The organism is Clostridioides sp. ZZV14-6153 (genome assembly GCF_020657855.1).
In the GTDB taxonomy this organism is placed as follows: domain Bacteria; phylum Bacillota; class Clostridia; order Peptostreptococcales; family Peptostreptococcaceae; genus Clostridioides.
On sequence record NZ_JAGWCZ010000007.1, the window covers coordinates 67,043 to 92,058 of the forward strand.

The 25,016-nt window shown below is 30.8% G+C and carries 24 protein-coding genes; 5 read left to right on the forward strand and 19 right to left on the reverse strand.

What is annotated here, in order from left to right:
* Positions 1–387: 387 nt before the first annotated feature.
* The gene (locus tag KGF46_RS10605; RefSeq protein WP_227433370.1) at positions 388–732 is read left to right on the forward strand and encodes a hypothetical protein; all 345 of its coding nucleotides are present in this window, start codon (positions 388–390) and stop codon (positions 730–732) included.
* Positions 733–894: 162 nt separating this feature from the next.
* On the opposite strand, the gene KGF46_RS10610 is transcribed toward KGF46_RS10605, so the two are convergent.
* The 10 genes from KGF46_RS10610 to KGF46_RS10655 form a co-directional block, all read right to left on the reverse strand.
* Positions 895–2,271, reverse strand: coding sequence for a sigma-54 interaction domain-containing protein (locus tag KGF46_RS10610; protein WP_227829650.1), 1,377 nt, complete (start codon positions 2,269–2,271; stop codon positions 895–897).
* Between the two features lie 98 nt (positions 2,272–2,369).
* The gene (locus KGF46_RS10615; protein WP_413841237.1) at positions 2,370–3,389 is read right to left on the reverse strand and encodes an electron transfer flavoprotein subunit alpha/FixB family protein; all 1,020 of its coding nucleotides are present in this window, start codon (positions 3,387–3,389) and stop codon (positions 2,370–2,372) included.
* Between the two features lie 13 nt (positions 3,390–3,402).
* Positions 3,403–4,197: an electron transfer flavoprotein subunit beta/FixA family protein gene (locus KGF46_RS10620; RefSeq protein WP_227829652.1), complete on the reverse strand. Its 795-nt coding sequence runs from the start codon at positions 4,195–4,197 to the stop codon at positions 3,403–3,405.
* A 10-nt stretch (positions 4,198–4,207) separates the two neighbouring features.
* Positions 4,208–5,350 (reverse strand): acryloyl-CoA reductase, encoded by a 1,143-nt coding sequence (acrC, locus tag KGF46_RS10625; RefSeq protein WP_227829653.1) that lies wholly within the window; start codon positions 5,348–5,350, stop codon positions 4,208–4,210.
* Positions 5,351–5,368: 18 nt separating this feature from the next.
* On the reverse strand, positions 5,369–6,601 hold the full coding sequence (locus KGF46_RS10630; RefSeq protein ID WP_227842799.1) for a CaiB/BaiF CoA transferase family protein: 1,233 nt from the start codon (positions 6,599–6,601) through the stop codon (positions 5,369–5,371).
* A gap of 146 nt (positions 6,602–6,747) precedes the next feature.
* Positions 6,748–8,088 carry a GntP family permease gene (locus tag KGF46_RS10635; RefSeq protein ID WP_227829655.1) on the reverse strand — a complete coding sequence of 447 codons (1,341 nt, stop codon included), beginning with the start codon at positions 8,086–8,088 and terminating at the stop codon, positions 6,748–6,750.
* A 103-nt stretch (positions 8,089–8,191) separates the two neighbouring features.
* Entirely contained in the window at positions 8,192–8,986 is a 795-nt protein-coding gene (locus KGF46_RS10640) for an enoyl-CoA hydratase-related protein (protein ID WP_227842798.1), read from the reverse strand.
* A gap of 609 nt (positions 8,987–9,595) precedes the next feature.
* Positions 9,596–10,789: a CaiB/BaiF CoA transferase family protein gene (locus tag KGF46_RS10645; RefSeq protein ID WP_227842797.1), complete on the reverse strand. Its 1,194-nt coding sequence runs from the start codon at positions 10,787–10,789 to the stop codon at positions 9,596–9,598.
* A 76-nt stretch (positions 10,790–10,865) separates the two neighbouring features.
* Complete coding sequence (locus KGF46_RS10650; RefSeq protein ID WP_227842796.1) at positions 10,866–12,128, reverse strand: SLC13 family permease; 1,263 nt, start codon at positions 12,126–12,128, stop codon at positions 10,866–10,868.
* Between the two features lie 69 nt (positions 12,129–12,197).
* Entirely contained in the window at positions 12,198–13,103 is a 906-nt protein-coding gene (locus tag KGF46_RS10655) for a hydroxymethylglutaryl-CoA lyase (protein ID WP_227829659.1), read from the reverse strand.
* 280 nt (positions 13,104–13,383) lie between these two features.
* Here KGF46_RS10655 and KGF46_RS10660 point away from each other — a divergent pair, with 280 nt between their 5' ends.
* Complete coding sequence (locus KGF46_RS10660; RefSeq protein WP_227829660.1) at positions 13,384–14,388, forward strand: substrate-binding domain-containing protein; 1,005 nt, start codon at positions 13,384–13,386, stop codon at positions 14,386–14,388.
* 195 nt (positions 14,389–14,583) lie between these two features.
* On the opposite strand, the gene KGF46_RS10665 is transcribed toward KGF46_RS10660, so the two are convergent.
* A complete protein-coding gene (locus tag KGF46_RS10665) occupies positions 14,584–15,303 on the reverse strand; it encodes a YebC/PmpR family DNA-binding transcriptional regulator (protein WP_227829661.1) in 720 nt (239 codons plus the stop codon).
* Between the two features lie 82 nt (positions 15,304–15,385).
* Positions 15,386–16,141: an NAD(+) synthase gene (gene nadE / locus KGF46_RS10670; protein WP_227433380.1), complete on the reverse strand. Its 756-nt coding sequence runs from the start codon at positions 16,139–16,141 to the stop codon at positions 15,386–15,388.
* 177 nt (positions 16,142–16,318) lie between these two features.
* Here nadE and KGF46_RS10675 point away from each other — a divergent pair, with 177 nt between their 5' ends.
* Together KGF46_RS10675 and KGF46_RS10680 are read left to right on the forward strand one after the other, a co-directional pair.
* Positions 16,319–16,705 carry a sulfite exporter TauE/SafE family protein gene (locus KGF46_RS10675; protein ID WP_227829662.1) on the forward strand — a complete coding sequence of 129 codons (387 nt, stop codon included), beginning with the start codon at positions 16,319–16,321 and terminating at the stop codon, positions 16,703–16,705.
* Positions 16,705–17,076 carry a sulfite exporter TauE/SafE family protein gene (locus tag KGF46_RS10680; RefSeq protein WP_227829663.1) on the forward strand — a complete coding sequence of 124 codons (372 nt, stop codon included), beginning with the start codon at positions 16,705–16,707 and terminating at the stop codon, positions 17,074–17,076. Before KGF46_RS10675 ends, KGF46_RS10680 begins: the two co-directional genes overlap by 1 nt.
* Before the next feature lie 84 nt (positions 17,077–17,160).
* On the opposite strand, the gene KGF46_RS10685 is transcribed toward KGF46_RS10680, so the two are convergent.
* From KGF46_RS10685 to hflX, 4 genes are all read right to left on the reverse strand, one after another.
* The gene (locus tag KGF46_RS10685; protein WP_227829664.1) at positions 17,161–17,805 is read right to left on the reverse strand and encodes a YigZ family protein; all 645 of its coding nucleotides are present in this window, start codon (positions 17,803–17,805) and stop codon (positions 17,161–17,163) included.
* Positions 17,806–18,094: 289 nt separating this feature from the next.
* A complete protein-coding gene (locus KGF46_RS10690; RefSeq protein WP_227433384.1) occupies positions 18,095–18,538 on the reverse strand; it encodes an NUDIX domain-containing protein in 444 nt (147 codons plus the stop codon).
* Between the two features lie 85 nt (positions 18,539–18,623).
* The gene (locus tag KGF46_RS10695; RefSeq protein ID WP_227829665.1) at positions 18,624–19,292 is read right to left on the reverse strand and encodes a HEAT repeat domain-containing protein; all 669 of its coding nucleotides are present in this window, start codon (positions 19,290–19,292) and stop codon (positions 18,624–18,626) included.
* 7 nt (positions 19,293–19,299) lie between these two features.
* Positions 19,300–20,583, reverse strand: coding sequence for a GTPase HflX (gene hflX / locus KGF46_RS10700; protein ID WP_227842794.1), 1,284 nt, complete (start codon positions 20,581–20,583; stop codon positions 19,300–19,302).
* A 208-nt stretch (positions 20,584–20,791) separates the two neighbouring features.
* On the opposite strand from hflX, the gene KGF46_RS10705 reads away from it, so the two are divergent.
* The gene (locus tag KGF46_RS10705) at positions 20,792–21,052 is read left to right on the forward strand and encodes a cysteine-rich small domain-containing protein (protein WP_227829667.1); all 261 of its coding nucleotides are present in this window, start codon (positions 20,792–20,794) and stop codon (positions 21,050–21,052) included.
* Between the two features lie 92 nt (positions 21,053–21,144).
* On the opposite strand, the gene KGF46_RS10710 is transcribed toward KGF46_RS10705, so the two are convergent.
* From KGF46_RS10710 to KGF46_RS10720, 3 genes are all read right to left on the reverse strand, one after another.
* Entirely contained in the window at positions 21,145–21,786 is a 642-nt protein-coding gene (locus KGF46_RS10710; protein ID WP_227842793.1) for a TIGR01906 family membrane protein, read from the reverse strand.
* A gap of 28 nt (positions 21,787–21,814) precedes the next feature.
* A complete protein-coding gene (locus KGF46_RS10715; RefSeq protein ID WP_227842792.1) occupies positions 21,815–23,365 on the reverse strand; it encodes an ABC-F family ATP-binding cassette domain-containing protein in 1,551 nt (516 codons plus the stop codon).
* Between the two features lie 613 nt (positions 23,366–23,978).
* The gene (locus KGF46_RS10720; protein ID WP_227861969.1) at positions 23,979–24,869 is read right to left on the reverse strand and encodes an N-acetylmuramoyl-L-alanine amidase; all 891 of its coding nucleotides are present in this window, start codon (positions 24,867–24,869) and stop codon (positions 23,979–23,981) included.
* Positions 24,870–25,016 lie beyond the last annotated feature (147 nt).

Genomic DNA, 25,016 nt, shown 5'->3' on the forward strand with positions numbered 1-25,016 from the left:
CATTTGTATGTTAAAAAATAAATTAATTGCTTCAATTCCAGTATACAATACCCAAAATATGTGGTATATTTTAACTATAATATATTTTTATATATTACAGTTGAGATATTTAAAGTTAAATTTATATAAAATATCTTTATTTATATATCATTTAGATTGGATATATTTTTTATTTTCTTTTTTAGTTTTTCGGGTTAGTAAGGGGTTAGTAATTTAGATTTTCATAGGAAATTATTTTTAAAATTAGTTTTTATTTATAGCTAATTTATTTATGTTGTAATTAAATAAAACTAAATATAATTTAAATAATTCCTTGAGATAAATTTAATAAAACTTAGAGTCCTTATCTAAGCTTAAAATACTAAAATTATTAGGAGGATATAAATTATGGACCAAATTAAGCGCTTACACGAATTGCAACAAAAGTCATACTTAACTAAAGAAGAGTTTGAGGAGTTAAAAAACAACACATATATTGAAAAATTTGAATTGAGAGATGAATGTGACAACTCTTATATTTATAATTTTTACACTAATGATAAATGTAATGATATAAAGTTTATAAAATCACAATTTATTGTTACTCTTATAAAAAACGGTTTCTTATGTGATTGTGGTGGTGTATTTAGACAAAAGAAAATAGTTGATGAATATGATTACGGATATAATGCTATATATAAATGTGATTCTTGTGGAAAAGAACTTGATAAAGAAGTAGAAAATTATGATTAAATAACAAAAGAACTATTCAAAACAGTTTTTATAAATGTTAGATAAAAGTCACTCTAATTTTGAACGATACCCCTCTTAGGAGACAGTTAAAATATGTAAAACTGTCTAAAACTAGGAGGGTTTTGTTATGTCCAAAATTAATTAATCTTAATTAAAGTCATCTTAATTGTTTAATTCAATTTCATACTTTTTTATTTTCTTATACAAAAGACTTTTGTGTATTCCCATAACCTCTGCTGCCTTAGAACATTTCCAATTGTACTTCCTTAACACATCAATAATTAAACTCTTCTCATAATTTTCAACCATTTCATGAATTGAGCAATTACTATCCACATTACATTGAGCCACTCTGCTGATATTATCCATTTTAGATGGAAGGTCACACATCATAATGACCATATCATCACTTACAGCATAGGCGCTTTTTATTACATTTTGTAGTTCTCTTATATTTCCTGGCCAAATATAGTTAATAAAACAATTTTTAACCTTATCACTTAAAACCTTCAATTCCTTATATTCAACATTTAATTTATTTAATATATAATTTGCTAGCAATAAAATATCATCTTGTCTATCCTTTAATTCCATCATATGAATATTTATTACATTTAACCTATAGTATAAGTCTTCTCTAAATAATCCCTCTTCAACCATTTTACTTAAATTCTTTCTTGTAGCAGAGATTACTCTTACATCTATCTTTATAGTTTTAAGACCTCCAACTGGTTCTATCTCACTTTCCTGAAGAACTCTTAAAAGTTTTGCTTGCATGGTCAAAGGCATGTCACCTATTTCATCTAAGAAGATTGTACCATTATTCGCAACTAAAAATTTACCTTTTTTGCCGCCTTTTTTTGCTCCTGTAAAAGCTCCTTCGTCATACCCAAATAGCTCTGATTCTAATAATTCTTCTGGTATTGCAGCACAGTTTATACTAACCATGGGTTTGTCTGACCTACTGCTATTATTGTGAATTGCTCTAGCAAAAACTTCTTTACCTGTGCCAGTTTCACCTGTTAAAAGAACTGAGAAGTTCGTTTTAGAAGCTTTCACACCTGTTTTCTTAAGTTCTATGAAATCTCTATTTTCACCTATGAGCTTGTCAAAACCACAGTTATCCTTAAACTGTTCTTTATAATATTGGAGCTCCATATATTCTGACATTAACTTTTTAGCTACATCAAAGGATTGCAATCTAAATTTAACTTGAGCTACTCCTGCAACTACTTCTCCATTGTCATTTTCCACATAAGACCTACTTACTATTACACTTTTTTCTTTTGTATTTCCACCTGAGTAATGATGTATAGCTCCTTCTTCACAATACTTATCTCTCATAATGTCTAGCATTTTTGTATTTGGTATAATACTTTGTATATTGTGTCCTATTATATCGTCTCTTTCTTTCCCTAAGAAGTCACAATATTTATCGTTAATATCTATGATTACTCCATCTTTATTTACAACAATAAAACCATCATCAGTCATGGATAACACTCTTGCAAATATATCCTTATACCAGTGCTCTTTCATTGTTTCATCCCTCCACTATAACCTTCAGCAAAAATAATAAGTCTTACAATACAATATTATAAGACTTACCATTCTATGTATTCAATGTTTTCTAGAAGTTACCTATTTAATGATTCTATTATTTCAGGTAGAATTTCATATAAATCTCCTACAATTCCATAGTCACATATACTGAAAATAGGGGCTTTGGAATCTTTATTTATAGCAACTATATATTTAGAATCACTCATACCTGCTAAATGCTGTATTGCTCCAGATATCCCACATGCAATGTATAACTCTGGTCTAACAGTAGTTCCTGTTTGTCCCACTTGATGAGAATGCTCTATCCACCCTGAATCTACTGCCGCTCTTGAAGCACCAATCTCTGCCCCCAATTTATCCGCCAATTCTTTTATTAGTTCAAATCCTTCTGCCTTCTTTAATCCTCTTCCTGCTGATACTATTATTCTAGCATCAGTTAGATTTATGGATTTCTTTTCTTGTGGAAGCATTTCTACTAATCTAGTTCTAATCATTTTTTCATTAAGTTCTGGAGTAATAACCTCTAAAACTCCAGCCTCTGATTCACTTCTTACAGCTTTTGCCATAACCCCTGGACGAACTGTTGACATCTGTGGTCTATTTTTTGGACAAACAATAGTAGCCATTAAATTTCCACCAAAGGCTGGTCTTGTTTGTAATAACTTATTATCCGTTGAATCTATTTCAAGTTTTGTACAGTCAGCAGTTAGACCTGTTCCAACTTTACCTGCAATTCTAGGTGCGATATCTCTTCCTATAGAAGTAGCTCCAACTAGTACAACCTCTGGCTTTTTCTCTTCAATTAAACCTGCTATTGAAATTGCATATCCATCAGTTGTGAAATCTTTAAGAAGAGGGTCGTTGATATAATATGCTTTATCAACACTATAGTGAAGTAACTCCTTTACTTCTTTCTCTACTTCATATCCAGCTATTACAACTGCAAGCTCTTTTCCTAATTGGTCAGCAAGCTTTCTTCCCTCACCAATAAGTTCTATAGTAACAGGATTGATTTTGCCTTCCCTTTGCTCTCCTATTACCCAAACGCCATTATAATCATTTAAATTTATACCTTGATTAACTTTTGCTCTCATCATCTTAACACTCCTATACTAGTTTCAAATCGAATAGTATTTCTACTAATTTCTCAGCTTTTTCCTTTTTATTTATACCTTCGATTATTTCATTATGCTTGTCTTTAACTGGTACAAAAGACTTGTAAACATTTGTAGGTGAACCCTTTAATCCAATTTGAGTTGTATCAACAGCTAAGTCTTCAAGTGTTAACACAGTAATCTTTGCATCTCCATTATTATAAGCTCCTAAGATTCCTTTGACACTTGGATATCTTGGATTATTTAACTCTTTTATAGCAGTTAGTAAAACTGGCATCTTTGCTTCTATTAAATAATCTCCTGTCTCTGTATAACGAGTTACTAGTAATTTATCATCTTGAACCTTTACTTCTTTTGCATAGGTAACCTGTGGTACCCCTAAGAATTCTGCAACCTCTGGTCCAACCTGAGCTGTATCTCCATCTATAGCTTGTCTTCCACAGAATATTACATCATACTTTCCAACCTTCTCTATAGCAGCAGCAATAATTGTAGATGTGGCCCAGGTATCTGAACCACCAAAAGCTCTATCTGAAATTAAGTATGCTTCGTCAGCGCCCATTGCCAAAGCTTCTTTTAAAGCACTTTTAGCCTGAGGAGGTCCCATGCTTATAACCTTAATCACTGCTCCCAGTTCATCTTTTATTTTTAAAGCTTCTTCTAAAGCATTTCTATCATCTGGATTGATTATACTTGGTACACCATCTCTTATTAGGGTACCTGTCTCTTTATTTATTTTAACTTCATTAGTATCTGGAACTTGCTTTAAGCAAACAACTATATTCATGCTCTTCCTCCTATCCTAGTACTGCTCTTGAAATAACAACCTTGTGTATTTCTGAAGTACCTTCATAAATTTCTGTTATCTTGGCATCTCTGTACATTCTCTCTAATGGATAATCCTTCATATATCCATATCCTCCATGGATTTGAAGAGCTAGGTTTGTAACCTCTCTTGCAGTACGTGACGCATTGTATTTTGCCATAGCAGCTTCTTTAGTATGTTTTTCTCCTCTAGCTTTTAAGTCTGCAGCATAATATACCAACAACTTTGCTGATTCCACCATAGTCGCCATATCTGCTATATACCATTGAATACCTTGCAAAGCTGAAATTGGTTTGCCAAACTGAACTCTTTCTTTAGAATATTTGATACTTTCTTCTAAAGCCCCTTCAGCAATTCCTACAGCTTGAGCTCCAACTCCAATTCTTGCTCCATCTAGGCAAGTCATAGCTATGTTAAAGCCTTTTCCTTCTTTTCCTAATAAATTAGACTTTGGAACTCTACAGTTATCAAATATTAACTCTGCAGTTTCTGAACCATGGATACCCATTTTTTCTTCAATTTTTCCTATTGAAAAACCTGGAGTCCCTTTGTCAACGATGATAGCAGACATTCCCTTTATTCCCTTTGATGGCTCTGTCAATGCAAATATTATTAATGATTCTGCTTGACCTCCACCAGAAATAAAGCACTTAGTCCCATTTAAGACATATTCATCAGTTGCTTCATCAATGATTGCAGTTGTTGCAGCTCTTGCGGCATCTGAACCAGCATTAGGCTCAGTTAAAGCAAAAGCACCTACACACCCACCTTCAGCCATCATCGGAAGGTATTTTTTCTTTTGCTCCTCAGTACCAAATTTTAAAATAGCTTGAGCATATATTGTGTGTATTGATAATATTGCTGCAGATGCTGCACATTTTTTGGCAACCTCAGTAACAACAATTACCTTTTCTATATCTGCTCCACCAGAACCACCATACTCTACAGGTGTTCCAATACCATTAAAGCCTATTTTAGCCATTTTGCTAAAAAGCTCTCTTGGAAAAATACCTGTTCTATCAGTTTCAGCAGCTATTGGTGCTATTTCCTTCTCTGCAAATTCTTTTGCTACTCTTTGAAGCATTAATTGTGCTTCTGTTAATCTAAAATCCATAAAATTTCCTCCTATTTATTAACGTACTTCACATGTTTCTTTATTCATTGCTACAATTCCAGACTCAATTAGAACTTCTATATCAGAATCACTGTATCCAAGTTCTCTCAATATCTCATCTGAATGTTCTCCTATAAGTGGAGCATCACAAGTCATGTTAACTTCAATATTTCCAAACTTAACTGGAGTGGATGCAAGCATTGTCTTATTTCCATTTTTACTTGTATGTTCATATATATAGTTATTAGCAATAGCCTGTTCATCAGTTACTACATCATTAACATGTTGAATTCTTTCATGGGCTATATCCGCAGTAGTAAGCTTTTCAACCATCTCATTTTGAGTGAATTTTGCAAATTCACCATCCAAAATATTAATAAGCTCTGTAGCATTTTTCTTACTTTCTACTGAAGATGCAAATTTTTCTTCTTTTATTAAATCTTCTCTTCCAAATAATCTGCAAAGTGCCTCAAAATATCTTTCATGCTCTAGGATACTTAAGAATATCCACTTTCCATCCTTACAACGATAAGAGTTTATTACTGGAGAAATAGCATTTTTTCTAGTTTTTGGATACTCATCGCTAAACTGTGTAGATGCTAATAAAGATGATGCATTCCATATTGCTTGTCCAAATAAAGATGCCATTACTTTTTGTCCTTTTCCAGTCTTAGCTTGTTGATACAAAGCTGCACATATACCTCCAGATAAACTACAAGAAGTTGTGGCATCTCCAAAGGCTATAGGTGGGTTTATTGGGCTTGTATCCTTCTCTGCGATATCAAGCATAGCTCCACTTCTTGCCCAAAAGGCAACTGTATCAAAACCTGCATTATCCTTAGCAGGTCCAAAATCGCCAAAACCATTTATTTGTCCCCAGATAAGATGTGGATGCTTTTTGCTTAATGATTCATAGTCAAGACCTAGTCTTTTTAATGCTCCTGTTCTATAGCTTGAAACAAATACGTTTGCTTCACTTAAAAGCTTATCCATAATTTCAATTCCAGTTTCACTCTTAAGATTTATAGACAAACCTCTTTTATTTGAATTATATGTGCTGTAGAAAGGATTATTATAATCATCTATTGGCATTGTCATTGTTGCCCCTGTCTTTCTTCCTGGGTCTCCAAAGCTTGGCTCTACCTTAATAACATCAGCACCCCAGTCAGCTAATATTTTGGAAGTTCCTGGACCTGCTACAAAATATGTTAAGTCAATGACCTTAACTCCTTCTAATGGTTTATTTAACACTTTCAATTCCTCCTTATACTGTCAACTTGGTATTTTAAATATGGTATTTATGGTATTAAAACATAAAATTTATTGTATATACTTTATATACTTTGAAAATTGATTCTACAATATCAAAATATAATTTATACTTTTTGTCTTTTCTGTTATGGTAATCCTGGGAACATTGTAAACAGAAGAACTGCTACTACGGTTCCAATAATCGGGGTTAAAACAGTTACCCAGAATATTGGCATATAAGCATCCTTATGTGATTCATTACATAGACCATTTGTTACAGTAACGATATATCCATTGTGTGGAAGTGAATCTAATGCTGCTGACGAAATTGCCATAGTTCTAGTTAATGCTGCAGCAGAGACACCCTTAGCTAAAAATACTGGTCCAAGAAGTGGAGCCGCAATTCCAAGTCCACCTGAAGCTGACCCACAGATACCCGCAATAACTGTAGTTCCAACTGCAGCCCCTGCAATAGGAGGTCCAGGAATATTAGTCATAGCATTAACTATGAAGTCAAAACCGACTGCTGATTTTACAACTGAACCAAATGCTACTACAGCACAAGTATTACATATTGCTACTACTGTAGTTTTACATGCATCACCAACATGGCCAACTATTTTTGCATTATCTTGATATTTATTTAACAATAAATATACTAATAAAGCTCCAATAAATACTCCTACCTCAATTGGTACTATTGCTTGTCCATTAATTTTCACATTAATTATTAGGATTGATACTATTAATGGAATTAACGCAATTAGACCATTAGGACCATTTTCTCTCTTAGAATTAGTTGTTGCTACTTCATCAAATGTATCTGATTCATGTGCTATAAAATGCCCACCATTGGCTTTTTCTTTTGAAACCATCTTGTATAAAATGGTGCTTCCAACTATAAACATTACTGCACATGATATAAATCCATTTACTGCTCCAGCCATAATATCTGTCCCTAATGTTGAAGCTGGAATAATATTATGAATCTGAGGTGCCCCTGGTGCAACCATAGCAAAAGTTGAACATCCAAAAGTCAAGGCTGCTGGTATAAATCGTCGTGGCAAATCAGCTTCTTTAAAAATTTCTAAAGCTATCGGAAACACTGCAAAGCTTACAACGAAAACGCTTACTCCTCCATAAGCTAATATTCCACAAGCTATTGGAATAGAAAGTAATGCTTTATCCTTACCAATCCATCTTACAATCATCTTAGCAATAGATTTTGCTCCACCAGTAATCTCCATTATTTTTCCCATTAAGGTACCTGTTAGGAAAATAAAGAAATTTGCCTGAAGAAATTCAACAAATCCTGTCATATAATCCACCTTAAGTGCATCATACACATTTAAATTCCCTGTTATAGCAACTAATAATGAACATACAATTGCTATTATAAAAATATTTACTCCCTTCATAACCATTACAACTAGAAGGGATAGAGCCATGATAATCCCTACTAAACTTATAATTACTCCCGTATTCATAAATTAACTCCTTTTAAAATTAAACTATAAAACTATATGTATTTTTTCACGAAATTTAGATTTTGAATATATTCTATATTTGTTCTAATTTTAGTTATAATAATTACTTATTTTCAAAAATCGGTTTTCTCTTTTCTATAAATGCATCCATGCCTTCTTGCTTATCTCTTGTAGCAAAAGTTAAGCCTGCAATATCTTTCTCTAGTTCAAGAGCATTTTTTAAATCCATATCTATCCCTTTATTAATAGCAACTTTTGCATATCTTATTGCTATTGGTGCTTTTTCAACTATTTGGTTCATCATCTTAATTGTCTCTTCTAAAAGCACATCACTTGGAACCACTTTATTAATAAGACCAATAGATTTAGCTTCTTCTGCGTTTACTTGTCTTCCTGTAAAAATTAATTCCTTGGCTATCCCAGTTCCAACAAGTCTTGATAATCTTTGAGTTCCACCAAAACATGGAATGACTCCTAAATTAACTTCAGGTTGTCCAAATATAGCCTTTTCTGATGCAATTCTAATGTCACAACTCATAGCAAGTTCACATCCACCACCTAATGCATATCCATTGACTGCTGCTATTACTGTTTTCTCAAGAGCTTCAATTTTATCAAAAATTCCTTGGGCATAACCTGCATATTTTCTGCCTTCTTCACTTTTATAGTTTTGCATCTGACGTATATCAGCTCCAGCTACAAAAACTTTACCTTCTCCAGTAATAATAACTCCTAATATTTCCTCCTTTTCTGATACTACATCAATAACTTGAGATAATTCTCTAAGAGTGTCATTGTTAAGAGCATTTAAAGCTTTAGGTCTATTTATAGTAATAACACAGACTTTATCCTTAACTTCCACCTTAAGATTTTTCAAATTTTCCATTACAAATCCCATCATATTCCCCCCATTATGCATTGTTATTTTTTCTACATTTCTTGTTAATATATAATAGCAAGTTCTACGCCAACTTATATTAAATTCCTTTATTTTTGTTAAAAAATTATTTTTTTTGATAAAATAAACAAAATATACATAAATTTCACTTAATTTTTAATCATTTTTAACTTTAGAATTGATTAAATTATAATTCACTAAAGAATTTTTATCCAACAAAACCCATAAAACCATATTTTTGTCTCATTTTCGAGAAAATACTTTAAAAACACAGTCTCATTTTTGAGAATGTAGTCTCATTTTTGATATTTTCATTAAAATAGTTTAAGTTGTATATCCATAAGTTTATTTGCACTAAGTTTATTTGCACTCTAGTAAAAGAGTCTTTATTTAACATATTAGGTAATTTATTTTCTATTAATTTAAATTGTTAATACTTTAGTTTAGTATATCTATGTATATGTTCCAATAGTATAAATTTTTTAACGAAAATAGGAAAAACCACAAAGACTTAATGTCTAAATAGTTTTTCCTATCTTAAATACTCCTGATAATTTTAGATTTGATTTATAATGTTGATTTAATCTTTTATTTGATATTATTCTAAAATTAAATAACTCCACTCTCTTTTAACTCATTTATTTTTCCACCATCAAACCCAAGCCAGCTATTATAAATCTCCTCATTATTTTCTCCTAAAGATGGTGCTGGTACATTAATTTGAGCTTTTGTTGTCATCAACTTAACTGGATTTCCATTGACTTTCATATCTCCTATAATAGGATGTTTAATATCTACAATCATTTCTCTTGCCTTTGCAATATGTTCATTTGTTGTAACATGACCGAGGTCATATATAGGAGCAGCAGGAACTCCTGCTTTCGATATTAAATCAACAGCTTCTTCTATTGTATAGTTGATAGACCATTTTTCTATCTCTGGTTTGAGAGATGCATGGTTTTCACAACGGTTAAGATTTGTATTAAACCTTTCATCTATTAAAAGGTCTTCTCTAAAAAGAACCTTCTTACATAAATTTTCAAAAAGTTTATCATTACCACAACCTATTACAAAATTACCATCGCTTGCTTTAAAAGAATCATAAGGATAAGCTGAGGCATATCTATTTCCCATAAGTTCAGGTTGACCTGAATCAAAATATCTCTGTATACCAGTTTCAAGAGATGATACAACAGAATCAACGAGGGAAACATCTACTCTTTGCCCTTTTCCTATTATCTCTCTAGCATTAAGTGCTGCAAGTATACCAATAGTTAAATTCATTCCACCCAATACATCTCCCATAGCATTACCTACTCTTGTTGGTTCTCCTCCTTCAGTTCCTGTTATACTCATAAGACCACCCATTGCTTGTGCAATAATATCATATCCTGGACGCTCTGAATATGGCCCATAACATCCAAAGCCTGATACAGCTCCATAAATTATTTGATTGTTCACTTTAGCTAGCTCATCGTAACCCAATCCTAGCTTTTCCATAACACCTGGTCTATAATTTTCTACTACAACATCAGCTTGCTTTACCATATCTAAAAATATCTTTTTGCCTTTTTCTGACTTAAGATTTAAAGTTACACCTTTCTTATTTCTATTTATATTTGCATAATATAGACTCTCTCCATTTACAAAAGGTCCAAAACCTCTTGTATCATCACCTTTTTTTGGTACTTCTATTTTTATAACATCAGCCCCAAAATCAGCCAACATCATTGTGCAATATGGCCCTGCAAGAACTCTAGTAAGGTCAAGTACTTTTATATTACTTAATGCTCCCTTTTTCATAACTATACCCCCAATTTATATTATATTACTCAATATTAAAAGTTGAGTTTAATAACAAATTCTCCGATTATCGAAATTAATGCATTATATGTGCTATTCCATTAAAAAATAGAACTGATACTACTGCAATAACCAATAGTCCAACTGCACTCATAATGAAAAGTTGAACAAACACCTTATTTTGTTCTTCTTTATTGAAGTCTTTTTTACTTGACCCCATAGCTGCCAAAATCAATGCACCACCAGTAGAAAGTGGACTTACACCAGCAAGAGAACCTCCCACACCAACTGCTGCAATAAGTGCTAGTGGGTCTACTCCTCCAACTGACTTAGCTATATCAACACACATAGGCATCATGGTTGGATACACTACTGCTAATGCTGAACTAACCATAGACATAAGCCCTGCTGAAATACTCATAATTGGGGTAGCTGTTTTACTATTCATCAATGATGACAATGCATTACTCATTAAATCAATTCCTCCTGCTGCGTCTACGATTGTCATCATTGCACCTACTCCAAGTACCATTACTATCGTGCTCCATGGAATTGCTTTGATACATTCTCCATCTTCAGCAATATTGAAAAGAAGAAGTACAGCTGAAACTGAAAAAGCTGCAAGTCCAACATTCATATCAAAGATTATGATAAAAGCAATCATAACCACTATACTTGTCAGAGAAATTATCTGCTTTACATTAAATTTTTCTATTTCCTTACTATTTATAACATTTATAGGCTTTTTAAGTTTATATCCTTTAAAAATTATAAACAATACTATTGAAAATACGATTGTTGAAAGAGTCTGACAAGCTAAAACAGCAGGCATAACATTTTCAATTCCAACTCCCTCTGCAACAGTTGTTATGATTTGACCTTCTGGAGTAATAGGAGTCATACGTCCTGCCATTAATCCACATTCACCTATAAGTGCAAGCATCACAGGATTATAACCAACAGTTATTGCTACAGGAACAGCCATTGCAGGAATAATTGCAAGTGCTGGGATTGCTCCAGGCCCAACACCAGCAACAACAAACCCTGCTATAAAAACTGCTATAGGTATAAGCCAAACACGTTTACCTGAAGCAGCTACAATTTTTTCTGCAACAAGCTTCAATGCTCCTGTTGAATTCACTATTGCAAAAAGTAATGTTATACCAACAAGCGTAGTAAACATTGAGTTACTTATAGCTCCATAAAGATCTTTATCATCCATACCAAAAATTCTAACAGCTATAACACCAATAGCTAAAGCTAAAATACCTGCATTATTCTTACGTACAAATGCAAGAATAATAACTCCTAAGAATAAAAGTAAAGCTATAACATCCATACTAATCCCCTCAATTCTTTTATTTATTTTATTAACTAATATACTTTATTAATAGATATGTTTCGTTAATCAATAGGACTGACAATTAGAACTCTCAGACTTTATATTTACATGATGACCACTATATACACCATTTACAGAACTCATCTGATACTTTGATAATTCAAGAAGTTTAACAAAATCAACGCCTGTATCATACCCCATGCGTTCGAGCATGTATACTAAATCTTCAGTTGCAGTATTTCCAGATGCTCCAGGAGCAAAAGGACACCCTCCTAATCCCCCAAGTGTAGACTGCACAGTGGTAATTCCGCATTCAATAGCAGCAAGAGTATTAACCATCCCCATATTTCTAGTGTCATGAATATGTACCTGCCATCTGCACTCTGGCAAAGCTTCAACTAGTGCACTAATAGTATCTCTTACTTGTTTAGGGTCGGCAATGCCTATTGTATCTGCTAGGTTTATCTCTCTGATACCGTTTTCCCAAAGACGTTTGGCAAATGCTATGGCATCTTCAATTTTTGGCAAACCTTCAAAGGGACATCCAAATACAGTAGCCATTCCAATACATATATTCATATCTGGATAAGTACTCATTATTTTTTTAAGCTCATCAATAGACTCTTCATGAGTACGATTTATATTTTTCTTGTTATGAGTTTCACTCAAAGAAATAACATAAGATATATCTCTTATACCACACTCCCATGCAACTTTAGCACCATATAAATTTGGAACTAATGCATAAAGTTTCACATCAGGATAATTTTTTACACAGTAAGTTGCTACTTCCTTTGCATCTTTCATCTGAGGTATTGCTTTTGGGCTTACAAATGAACTAATTTCAAGTTGTCTAATCCCAGATGCAATAAGACCATCAATAATCTTAAGTTTTTTATCAGTATCTAAAAATTCCTTCAGATTTTGAAATCCATCTCTAGGACCAACTTCAAATATATTTACCTTACTCATTTCTTTTCCCCCTTTTTACAGTCACATAACAAGCTAGCATTGTATGTTCCTGCTTAACTTCGCTTAATTTAACTTAATTAATAAGCTTATTTAAGCATATTATAATCCTATAAACTAAATTCTGTCAACATAATCTGTCAACATAATAATAAATTTTTTAAAATTTATTTATTCTAGACATGTAAAATATACGCGTTGTAGAATATTGTTCTTTAGTTGAATATATGTTAAGATTATTGATATAAGCAAATTTAAGCAACTACTCAAGGAGGATTTTATCATGGCAACAATCAAAGATATTGCAAAGGACTGTGGCCTTTCTTCAGCAACTGTCTCGTATGTCTTAAGTGGTAAAGGAAATGAGCGTAGAATTCCACTACAGACACAAGAACTTGTATTAAATTCAGCAGATAGGCTTGGATATAAACGCTCTACTCCTATTAAACGCAACAATATACAAATAGCATTTTATTGGCAAGATGAAGGATTTGAGTTGGCATCAACTAATATATTTCAAGCAATAAACCACATAGTTTCTTTAGAACATTTAAATATAAATATCATAATACGCCCTTACAGTGTTGGCCATCTATGTGATGATGAATATCTTTTTTCAAATAATTATTATGATGGAGTTGTTTTAACAGGTATCAATGCTGATGACATAGAATATCTATTAAAAAATAAACCTAAAATTCCTGTAGTTGTTGTAAATCGTGAAATACCTGGTTTTTCAAGTGTCTCTATTGACAATGAAGAAACTGGTCGTATAGCAGCTTTACATGCTATCCAAAATGGTAAAAATGATATTGCAGCTGTATTCAATCCAACGTCTTTCACATGCATGACCTTGCGAGGTAAATCTTTTTTAAAAACATGTAAGGAACATGGAGTACAGTTATCAGACTCTATATATTATTGTTCTAATAAAATAGATAGTGGATACGATATTGCTCAAAAAATGCTTGCAAAAAATTCACTAAAAAAAGTAATTTTCTGTAATCATGACGTGGTAGCTCTTGGTATGATGAATGCATTTAATGAATCGGGAATTGTAATTGGAGAGGATGTTCAAATATTTGCAGCAAGCAATGGTCCTGCACGACTAATGGCAAGAAGTATTCCTCCTTTGACAGTTATAGATTTGAAGATGGAAGAGACAGCAGAACGTAGTCTTAGGATGATTATTGATATAGTAACTGGTCGTATAAGCGGTATTCAGCAACAAGTGATATACCCATCAATTATTTATAGGCAATCAAGTCCTGCTCAGAACTTACTTTAAAATTCTTAACTTATAAATACATTTTTTACAGCTATCTTCCATACACAAAAAAACACCTCTAACCCATGTTCACATATTATTTATGCAGACATAGTTTAGAGGTGTATATGTTCATTTTAATAATTACTTATTTTATAAAATTTATCACATAGTAAAATTAATGTAATAATTACAAATCTCAATGTGATATAATATTTATTCTACTTCCCAGTTATGGTAGATATCTTGAACATCATCATCTTCTTCAAGCATATCAACTAATTTATTCATCATTTTTAGATGAGATTCTTCTGTTAAAACAGTTGTAGTTTGAGGTATCATCTTTACATCAGCAGATATAAATTCATACCCTTTTGCTTTTAATTCATCACGAACACTAGAAAAATCTTCTGGTGTAGTTATTATTTCATAACCATCTTCTTCTGTTATAAAGTCTTCAGCACCTGCTTCTAATGCAACATCCATTAATTCTTCCTCTGAAACGCCATCTCCTGCACCAACTAATATTTGTCCTTTGTTATCAAACATAAAAGACACACATCCAGTAGTTCCTAGGTTTCCTCCGTTTTTATCAAAGTAGTATCTTACATTACCAGCAGTTCTATTTTTATTGTCAGTTAAAGTCTCTACTATAACAGCAACCCCACCAGGTCCATATCCTTCATAAACTATAGTTTCATAGTCTTCTCCAGCACCTGCCCCTGCACCTTTAGCAACAGCTCTATCTATATTATCATTTGGCATATTATCTGCCTTAGCTTTTTCTATAGCTGTTTTTAATGCTGCATTATATTCTGGGTCTGCGCCACCTTCTTTAGCTGCAACGGCTATTGCTCTAGCATGTTTAGTAAATATTTTTGCTCTTTGAGCATCTTGTTTACCTTTTCTATTAATTATATTTCCTATACGTCCCATATTTCCACTCCTTAATACGTACAATTAATTATTCTAATTTTTATCACTTGTAAATTTTATCACAAATCCTGAAAATAGTAAATTAGAACTTAGGAGGTTGTGCAGGCGTTTTTCTCTTGTGTTCACTTATTCTATGAAGTCTTTCTATTATCTCTTGGTCTCTTTGAGGAACTTCATCTAATCTACCTTCTAATACAGCATCTATCATATTGTAAGTAGTTCCCATTTCATTTTCATCTGTTTGTCCTTCCCAAAGACCTGCTGAAGGAGCTTTATTTATTAAATCTTCATGAACACCAAGTTCTTTTGCCCATTCATATACTTCAGCTTTAGTTAAATTTGCAATTGGTAAAATATCAACTCCACCATCACCAAACTTAGTAAAGTATCCAGTGTGTATTTCTGCAGCATTATCTGTACCAACAACTAAGTATCCTAGATTGTTAGCAATTGTGTAAATAGTACTCATTCTTACTCTTGCTCTTAAGTTTGCATCTGTCATTTTTAAATATTCTTCTCTATATAAATGTTTCTCTTTTAAATTTCCTACTACCATGTCTAATATAGCACTTTGTGGTTCTATAAGGTCTAAATCAAGATATTCTATATCACATCCTTCTATAACCTTAAGTGCATCTTCTCTATCTTGAGGATTACTTTTTATGCTCATTATAACTCCCATAGAGTTTTCTGGAAAAGCTTTTTTAATTAAATTAGCAACTACTGCTGAATCAATTCCTCCAGATACACCAACAATTAATCCTTTTGCATTTGCCTCATTAACTTTATTTTTAAGCCATTCTACAGTTTTGTCTATTTGTATTTTTATATTTGACATCATTATCTCCTCTCAATTTACTACTTTGTTTTAATATATTATACCATATATTAATATGTTGTTTTAACATGTTTTTTTTTATGCAAATTTAAGCAAAAATGAAGGATTATATTTAATATTATTTTATATAAATATAATTTGCCTATTTTGGTAAAACTATTTCAGAAGGTGGTTTTTATGAAAAATACTAATAACTTAAAGAAAAAATATTTTGATTTCAATATAAAAAATACGATAATTGGAGTATTTACAGGATTTATAAACGGGGTATTTGGCTCTGGAGGAGGTACTCTTTTAGTACCAATACTAAATGATATTGTGAAGGTAGAAGAACATAAATCTCATGCAACAGCTCTTTCTATAATAATTTTCTTGACAACAGCAAGTTCTGTTTTATATGTTTCTAAAGGAACTTACGATATTAACTTAACAATAAAAGTTGCAGCAGGAAGTATTGTTGGCGGCATTATAGGGGCTAAATTACTAAATAAAGTTACTGGAAAGTTTCTTAGAATTTCTTTTGGATTAATTATGATAATTGCAGCATTAAGGATGGTGTTTTAATGTTATTTGCTTTAATTGGATTTTTTGCAGGAATTATTGGAGGAATGGGAATGGGTGGTGGAACTATTCTTATTCCTGCTCTCGTTTTACTTGCTGGTATAGATACTAAAATAGCACAGAGTGTCAACTTACTTTCATCCATACCTATGACACTTATAGCACTGGCTATACATATAAAAAATAAAAATGTAGTTTTCAAATTAGTTATCCCAATAGCTGTATTTGGAGTGTTAGGAGCTATATTTGGTTCACTATTAGCTAATTATTTATCTTCTGATATATTGAAGAAAATATTTGGAGTGTTTTTACTTTTAGTTGGTTTATTCGAAGTTAAAAAAGGATTCTGTGCAAAATCTGATAAAAGCCATTAAATTATTTTAATATAAATTAATGGCTTTTATTTTCTATATAACTATTCTATTTTTATGCTTTTAGGTTAAATTACAGTAAGATTTTTATAGTAAAATTTCTCCATCCTGTTCAGATAAATAAAATTCTTCTCCTAAAACTATCTTCCCTGTTCCACTTGTTATATCAATCATTTTCTCTGATAGTTTTTCCACATATTCTAACTTTGAATATACTATTATCTCAACATTATCCTCATATATGGTATCTTTTATAAAGTACCCTAAATTCATCAGTTCATTTTGTACCTTTCCAAGTTGAGTATAATCTATCTTAACTTTAACTTCTTGGTACATTACCTTACTAATTATTTTTCCAGATTCTAAGCCTAACTTAGCACCTTTTGTATAAGCTCTAACCAGACCACCTGCACCTAATTTTATACCACCAAAATACCTAGTAACAACAACTACCACGTCTCTCAAATCCTCTTTTTTTATGACTTCTAATGTTGGTATCCCTGCTGTTCCCTGTGGCTCTCCATCATCACTATACCTTTGTATATTCATATTTTGTCCAACTGTATAAGCCCACACATTATGATTTGCATCTTTGTGTTTTTTCTTTATTTCATTTATAAATTCTACTGCTTCTTCTTCACTTTGTATAGGCTTAGCATATCCAATAAAAACAGATTTTTCAATTGTTATCTCATCTGTTCCAAATTCGTGTAATGTCCTATAATTACTCATTATAACTCCTCCTATTTTTGTCATTTGCTAAAATATATCTTTATTTATAAAAATTACTCCACTTAAAATGTAAATAGAATTTTTAGTATTCATTTTGTTAGCATTATAAGTCAATTATATAATAAAATCACAAGATTTTTAATTTTTATTTTTAATATAATTTATTGAGACATAAATCAATATAATTTATTAATATACAAATCAGATAAACTATAAAGTATACACTTCTAAAACTTGGAATTAAAAAAGGAAGGGTCTAACCCTTCCTCAAAACTCTATAAATTCACTACTAGTTTGCTGGAACATCGTCGCCCTCTGAAACTAATTTCTTTAATTCTTTAAACTTTTTATAAGATACTTCAACTAAAGCTTGCTCTTTATGATGTGACAACATTTCTAAAGCATCTTTTATCTTGTAAAATCCACCTTCTTGAAATTCAGGAGCAAGTACACATTCAGTATTACAAGCTTCCATAACATACCACATTATCGCATTACAAACTTCTTGTTGTCTACTTCTTGAGAAAAATTCATACATAGTATCGCCAGCTACATCTATCATTTTAGCATCTATGCCAGTTTCTACTTTAACTCTTTCAACAGCACTTTCATATGGAAGTCCTCCTCCAAGTATCTTTCCTTTTGGAAGTGTCCATTCACCTCTATCATTTTTTACAATAAGTACTTTATTAGCATAAAACACTACTCCACCTGCACAACGTCTTACTATCATTTGAAACCCCTCCCATTAATTTATTAATTACCTTGTTAAACTCCATAAATAAATCATTAAGTAAACAAATTACTTTAATAAAAAATCACTTTTTCAAATTTGATAATGCTTTAATGGCTTCATCATAAGCTCTAAGCACGTACTCTTTTTCAAAATTCTTATTCTTATCTTTTAACTGCTGTAAAATCTTTAAACTGTTTTCATCTCCTAATTTTGAAAGAGCTTTTGCACAATATTGTCTAGTTTGTGCATTTTTATCGTAGAGACCTTTTTGCAAAACTTCTCTACTACTTGGTGACTCAATCTTTCTTATTGCTGAATAAGTTATTCTTCTAATATCTGAGTGTCTGTGGTTTGTGAGCTGATGGAGTAACTTCAAAAACCTATCATCTCTTAGCTCACCTGTTGCCCAAATTAAAACAATCAAATCTTCAGCATTTTTTTCTACAAGGATTCTTTTGAAAACCTTTCTCTTAAAGTATACCATTTTTTCGTCATCTAAGCTATCCATAAAATCAAGTCTCTTAATTTTATCTAATTCTAAAAATTTATCTAAAATATCCTTAGATGCCTCAAAATCATCTTTTTGCATTTCTTTTATCTTCAACTTTGCTTGTATAAGTTGCTCACTTGCTTCAACATTTGAAATATTTCTAATTTTACTAATTTGAGATACTGTTTTGGATTCTTTGTAAAGAAGATAGGTTATAAAATAATCTTCAAGATTATCTATATTTTCCCAATTTATATCCATATCAAACCTATTTTTCTAATATGTACTCTCTATAGATATTAAAATCTTCTTCATCTAAATTTACATCTAATGTTATACCATTTTCCCCATACTCAAAATTCTCCACATTGTATTTATCTTTTATTCTACTAAATATATCACCTCTTTCATAAGGTAACATCAAACTTACTGAATAAGTATTTTCCATTAAAGCAATTTCTATCATATTTAATAGCTTATCCATATTTATGCCTTGTTTTGCAGATATATACACAATATCTTCTTGACTCTTAGGATATATATCTAACTCTAACTTATCTACTTTATTATATACAAGTATATGTTTTTTATCATTTGCACCAAGTTCTTTTAATACACCCTCAGTTGTACTTTTTTGCAATTCATAACTAGTATTAGTTGTGTCAATTACATGTAAAATTAAATCTGCATACTGTACTTCTTCTAGTGTAGCCTTAAATGCCTCTACTAAATCATGGGGAAGTTTACTGACAAATCCAACAGTATCTACTACTAAAAATTCTTTTTTATTTGGCAAAAGAGCTTTTCTTAAAGTTACATCTAAAGTTGCAAAAAGCATATCTTTTACAAAAACTTCTTTTTCTTGTTCATAATCCTTGTGTGTCTTTATTAATTCGTTTAGTAAGGTCGATTTTCCTGCATTTGTATACCCAACAAGTGCGACAATTGGTATATTTGATTTTAAACGCTTAACTCTTTGTGTCTCTCTATTCTTTTTTACCTCTTTAAGTTCACGTCTTATATCTGCTGCTTTATTAAGTATATGTCTTTTATCTACTTCTAACTTTTGTTCTCCAGGCCCTCTAGTTCCAATTCCTGCACCTGTTCTACTCATCTCACCACCCATTCCATAAAGTCGTGGTAATCTGTATTTTAATTGTGCTAATTCAACCTGTAATTTACCTTCTTTACTAAGTGCTCTTTGAGCAAATATATCTAAAATTAAGGTAGTTCTATCTATTACTTTTTTTCCAACAACATTTTCAATATTCCTAATTTGAGCGCCAGATAATTCGTCATTAAAAATTACTAAAGTAGCATCTAATGATTCACTATATGCTCTTATTTCCTCTACCTTACCTTTTCCTATATAATAAGCTGCATCAACAGCTTGCTTATTTTGAATTAAGCTACCTACAACCTCTGCACCAGCAGCTTTAGCTAATTCTTTTAGCTCTTCCATGGATTCATTAATGTCTATATCATCACTTTTTTTAATTATTGTTGTCAAATTTAGACCTACAAGAAGTGCTCTTTCTTGAATTTCTTTCACTTAATCACCTCATTTTTTGTTATAAAGCATAATATAATTGTATTAAACACTTACATTATTTATCTGTTTACTAATTATACCATTAATAATATGATTAATAATACTATATTATCAACTATTAATAAGAATATTTAGTATAATTATATTATCACCAAAATCTTATATACTTATAAAAGATTTGATATTTTATTTAAATTAGGAGGAAAATATGGGCGAAAATTATAAATTTTTTAATCACAAAGATTGTGAGTTTTTCCCTTGTCATAAAACGAATAAACCAGAAGAATTTAACTGTTTATTTTGCTATTGTCCTTTATATGCTTTAGGAGAAAATTGTGGAGGAAACTTTAAGTACACAGAGAAAGGAATTAAAGATTGCAGTAGCTGTATGCTACCTCATAAAAAAGATAATTATAATTATATTATGGGAAAATTTCAAGACTTAGTTAAAATTACTTGCAAAAAATAATTTTTTATTAAAAATAGCTATGTATAAATATTTATTGACTACTTTTAGTCTAAATAGTATTACATAGCTATTTTTATTGTATAAGTTTTAATTTATATCTTTCTACTTTTAAATAATTTACATAATTTATACATTGCAAAAAGCAACATACTTACTGCAAAAATCAATATCAAAATCATCAGTCCAGCATGAAAGAAAAATTCTTCTGGAAGCATATTTATAACTGGGTCTAAATCAGGATTAAATATCCAATAATCATTTCTAAATAATAATTTATGAAAAATAATAAATGATTTTTCAAAATTCAACAAAATAGGAAATGCCAACACTACTGGCATGATTATCAATGTCATTGATGTAGTTTTTAGTAGTTTTATATTTTTATTTTTTACACTTAATATAATTCCTACCAAAGAAATTATCATTAATAACTTAGATAATTTATTGATATTTTGAAATATATTTCTCACTTCTTCAAAATGTATTTTCCCTTCTGGAGAAGATTCTAATGTTGGTAACTTAAACTCAGATACATCCTTACTTAGGTTGTAATCTATTAAGTAATCATAATTTAATTTTATATTATCTTTAGATAAACCAGATAACTCTGATATGTTTAAATAATCAATATCAAAATAATAAAGTTGTTTAAATCCAACAGTAAAATTAATAGCACTTACTATTATAACTATACTGATACACACTGAAAAAATTATATTTAGAAACTTTTTCATGAAATCCCCCCAGTAATAAATTAAATCACTACACGATTTTAGTTGTAAAATCTTCTATATTCCATACATCATCGACAATATCTGAATAGAATTCTGGTTCATGACATACCAAAAGAACTGTTCCCTTAAATTCTCTGATAGCTTTCTTCAATTCATCTTTTGCCTCAACATCTAAGTGATTTGTAGGCTCGTCTAGTACTAAGAAGTTTATATTTTTTAGCATTACTTTACAAAGTCTAACCTTTGCAGCTTCTCCACCACTTAGTACTCTCATTTGACTAGTTATATGCTCATTTGTAAGTCCACATTTTGCAAGAGACTGTCTAACCTCAAAGTTTGTAAGCCCTGGGAATTCACTCCAAATTTCATCCATAGGTGTATTACTATTTTCTCTTGAACTCTCTTGTTCAAAATATCCAAGCTCCAAATAATCACCTAGCTTAACACTTCCTTCAAATGGTTTTATTATTCCAAGTAAAGTCTTTAATAAAGTAGATTTTCCAATACCATTCATCCCTTTTAAAGCAATCTTCTTTCCTCTTTCTAAATGGAAGTTAAGTGGCTTTGTTAATGCTTCATCATAACCTAAAACTAAGTCTTCCGTTTCAAAAATTATTTTACTTGCTGCTCTGGCATCTTTAAAAGAGAAAGTAGGTTTTATCTTTTCCTTTGGTCTTTCCAGTATTTCCATCTTATCTAGTTGTTTTTGTCTACTATTAGCCATTCCTCTTGTTGCAACTCTAGCTTTATTTCTGGCTACAAAATCTTCTAATCTCTTTCTTTCTTCAACTTGTTTATCATAAGCTTGCTCTTCTTGACGTTTCTTTATATCATTCAGTCTTACAAATTCATCGTAATTACCTTTATATCTATTTAACTCACCATTTTCCATATGATATATTACATTACAAGTATTATTTATAAAGTCAATATCATGTGATACTAGAACAAAACTGTTTTCATATTCCTGAAGATACCTAGTAAGCCATGTTATATGTTCCTCATCTAAATAGTTTGTAGGCTCGTCCAGTATAAGAATAGTTGGATTTTCAAGTAAAAGTTTAGTCAGAAGTACTTTTGTTCTTTGACCTCCACTTAAATCAGTTACATCCTTATCAAGACCAATTTCTCCAAGACCAAGACCATTTGCAACTTCTTGTATCTTTGCATCTATCATATAAAAACCACTATTTTCAAGTATAGTTTGTATCTCTGCTGTTTCTTCAAGAAGCTTACTCATCTCATCATCACTAGCTTCTCCCATTTTGTCATACATAGCAATCATTTCTTGCTCTAAATCAAACATATGCTTAAAAGCTTCTCTAAGCACTTCTCTTATACTTTTACCTTTACTTAATACTGTATGTTGGTCTAAGTAACCTACTGTAGCTCTTGAAGACCATTTTATATTTCCAGCATCAGGCATAAGCTTTTTCGTTATTATATTTAAAAAACTCGATTTTCCTTCTCCATTAGCGCCAACTAGTGCAATATGTTCACCTTTTCTAAGTCTAAAGGATACATTTTCTAATATTGTTCTTGCTCCAAATCCGTGGCTTACGTTTTCTACTACTAGCATTTTAACACCTCTCAAAAAAATTTTACACATTCTATACTATAATATATTCTTTTGAAAGTTAAATCAAGTATTACCAATATTTTTAGTTATATTTACAACAATTTAACCAAAAATAAACTTCATCATTATATTATGTAAAATAAAAAATAGATACTTTCATCAATAATAGAACTTCTTTATCGACTAAAAAAGCACATGCATGCTATAATTTCTTTGTAGACTGTTTAATCTTGAAATTATAAAATGGTTTCTGATATTATTTCATTAATCAAAACTCGTAATAGTAAAAAGTTTTCTTTATTTAGTTTTCTTCCTATAATACACATAATTTTTTTGTTGTTTTCTTCTTTTTTTGGTCTTTTCTTAATAAAGTATATCAACTTTAAATTCTTCCTAAATCTTATCTAACTTTACAAAACCATATAGTTGGGATTTATTGTGAAAATATAGGTCATATGTGTAAATGTCTATCTGTCCATTTAATGTAGATTTGTAGGTTCTTATACAAACAGTTATGTAGCCTTGCAATTTGCTTTTTCACTATTTTTTGAATAAAAAATAGAGATAAAAATCAGGAAAATAATACCAACCTAATTTTTTCTCTATTTACGTTTTATTTAAAATACTCATCTAATCCATCTGCCACACATTGCATCATTTTTCTTTGATATTCTGGATTTGACATCATTTGGTCCTCATTGTAATTGCTCATAAATCCCATCTCTACTAATACAGCTGGCACTTTTGACCAGTTAAATCCAGTCAAATCTCCTCTTTGAACAATTCCATTTATTTGTATTCCAGCTTGTTCCATGTTTGTTTTGATAAATTCTGCACATCTATTACTATCTTCATATATAGGCGCTGTATATTTTCCATCCTTCTCAGGAACTAATATAGATGCACCAGTCTTTGAAGAATTATTTAAACTATCTGCATGTATTCTTACAACCATATCTGCTTTTTTCTCATTAGCAAGTATCGCTCTTTCTGAGTTACTTATATTTACATCATGTGTTTCTCTAGTCATTATTACATTGTAACCTTTAGATTCTAATATATTTTTTAAAACTACAGATGCTTCAAGATTTAAAACATACTCTGCTTTCTTTGTGGCTATACCTTCTGTTCCTGAAGATACTCTTGCTTTTTGAGATGAAGAACCTGGAGCTACTGGCTCTAAATTACTATCTCCTTTTCCTTGATGCCCTGGGTCTATACAAATTAAAAACTTTTTATTTTTTTGAGTTTCTGTTTTACTATCTGATTTATTATCCTCTGACTTATTATCATTTTTGCTTTTTGAATTTGATTTATTTTCATCTTTATCTTTTATATTTTTATTTTCATCTTTATCTTTATCTTTATCTGTTTTTTCATTTTTAGTAGTACCTGAATTAATTAAATTTGTTGTCTTGTAAAAATTGGTAACTGGATTTGATGTTCCTATAATTATAATTCCCATGGCAATTATACAAGTAACTAACAATCTATATTTTTTCATCTTTTGCTCCTTTCAATGATAGACAGCTATTATCTATTTTAAATTTATATGAATATGTATCTATTTTATCATATACCTTGTTTAATTTATTTATTTTTATGAAAACTAAGGTGTTATTGAGTCAGTTTTCCAAGCATCAAAAACTGA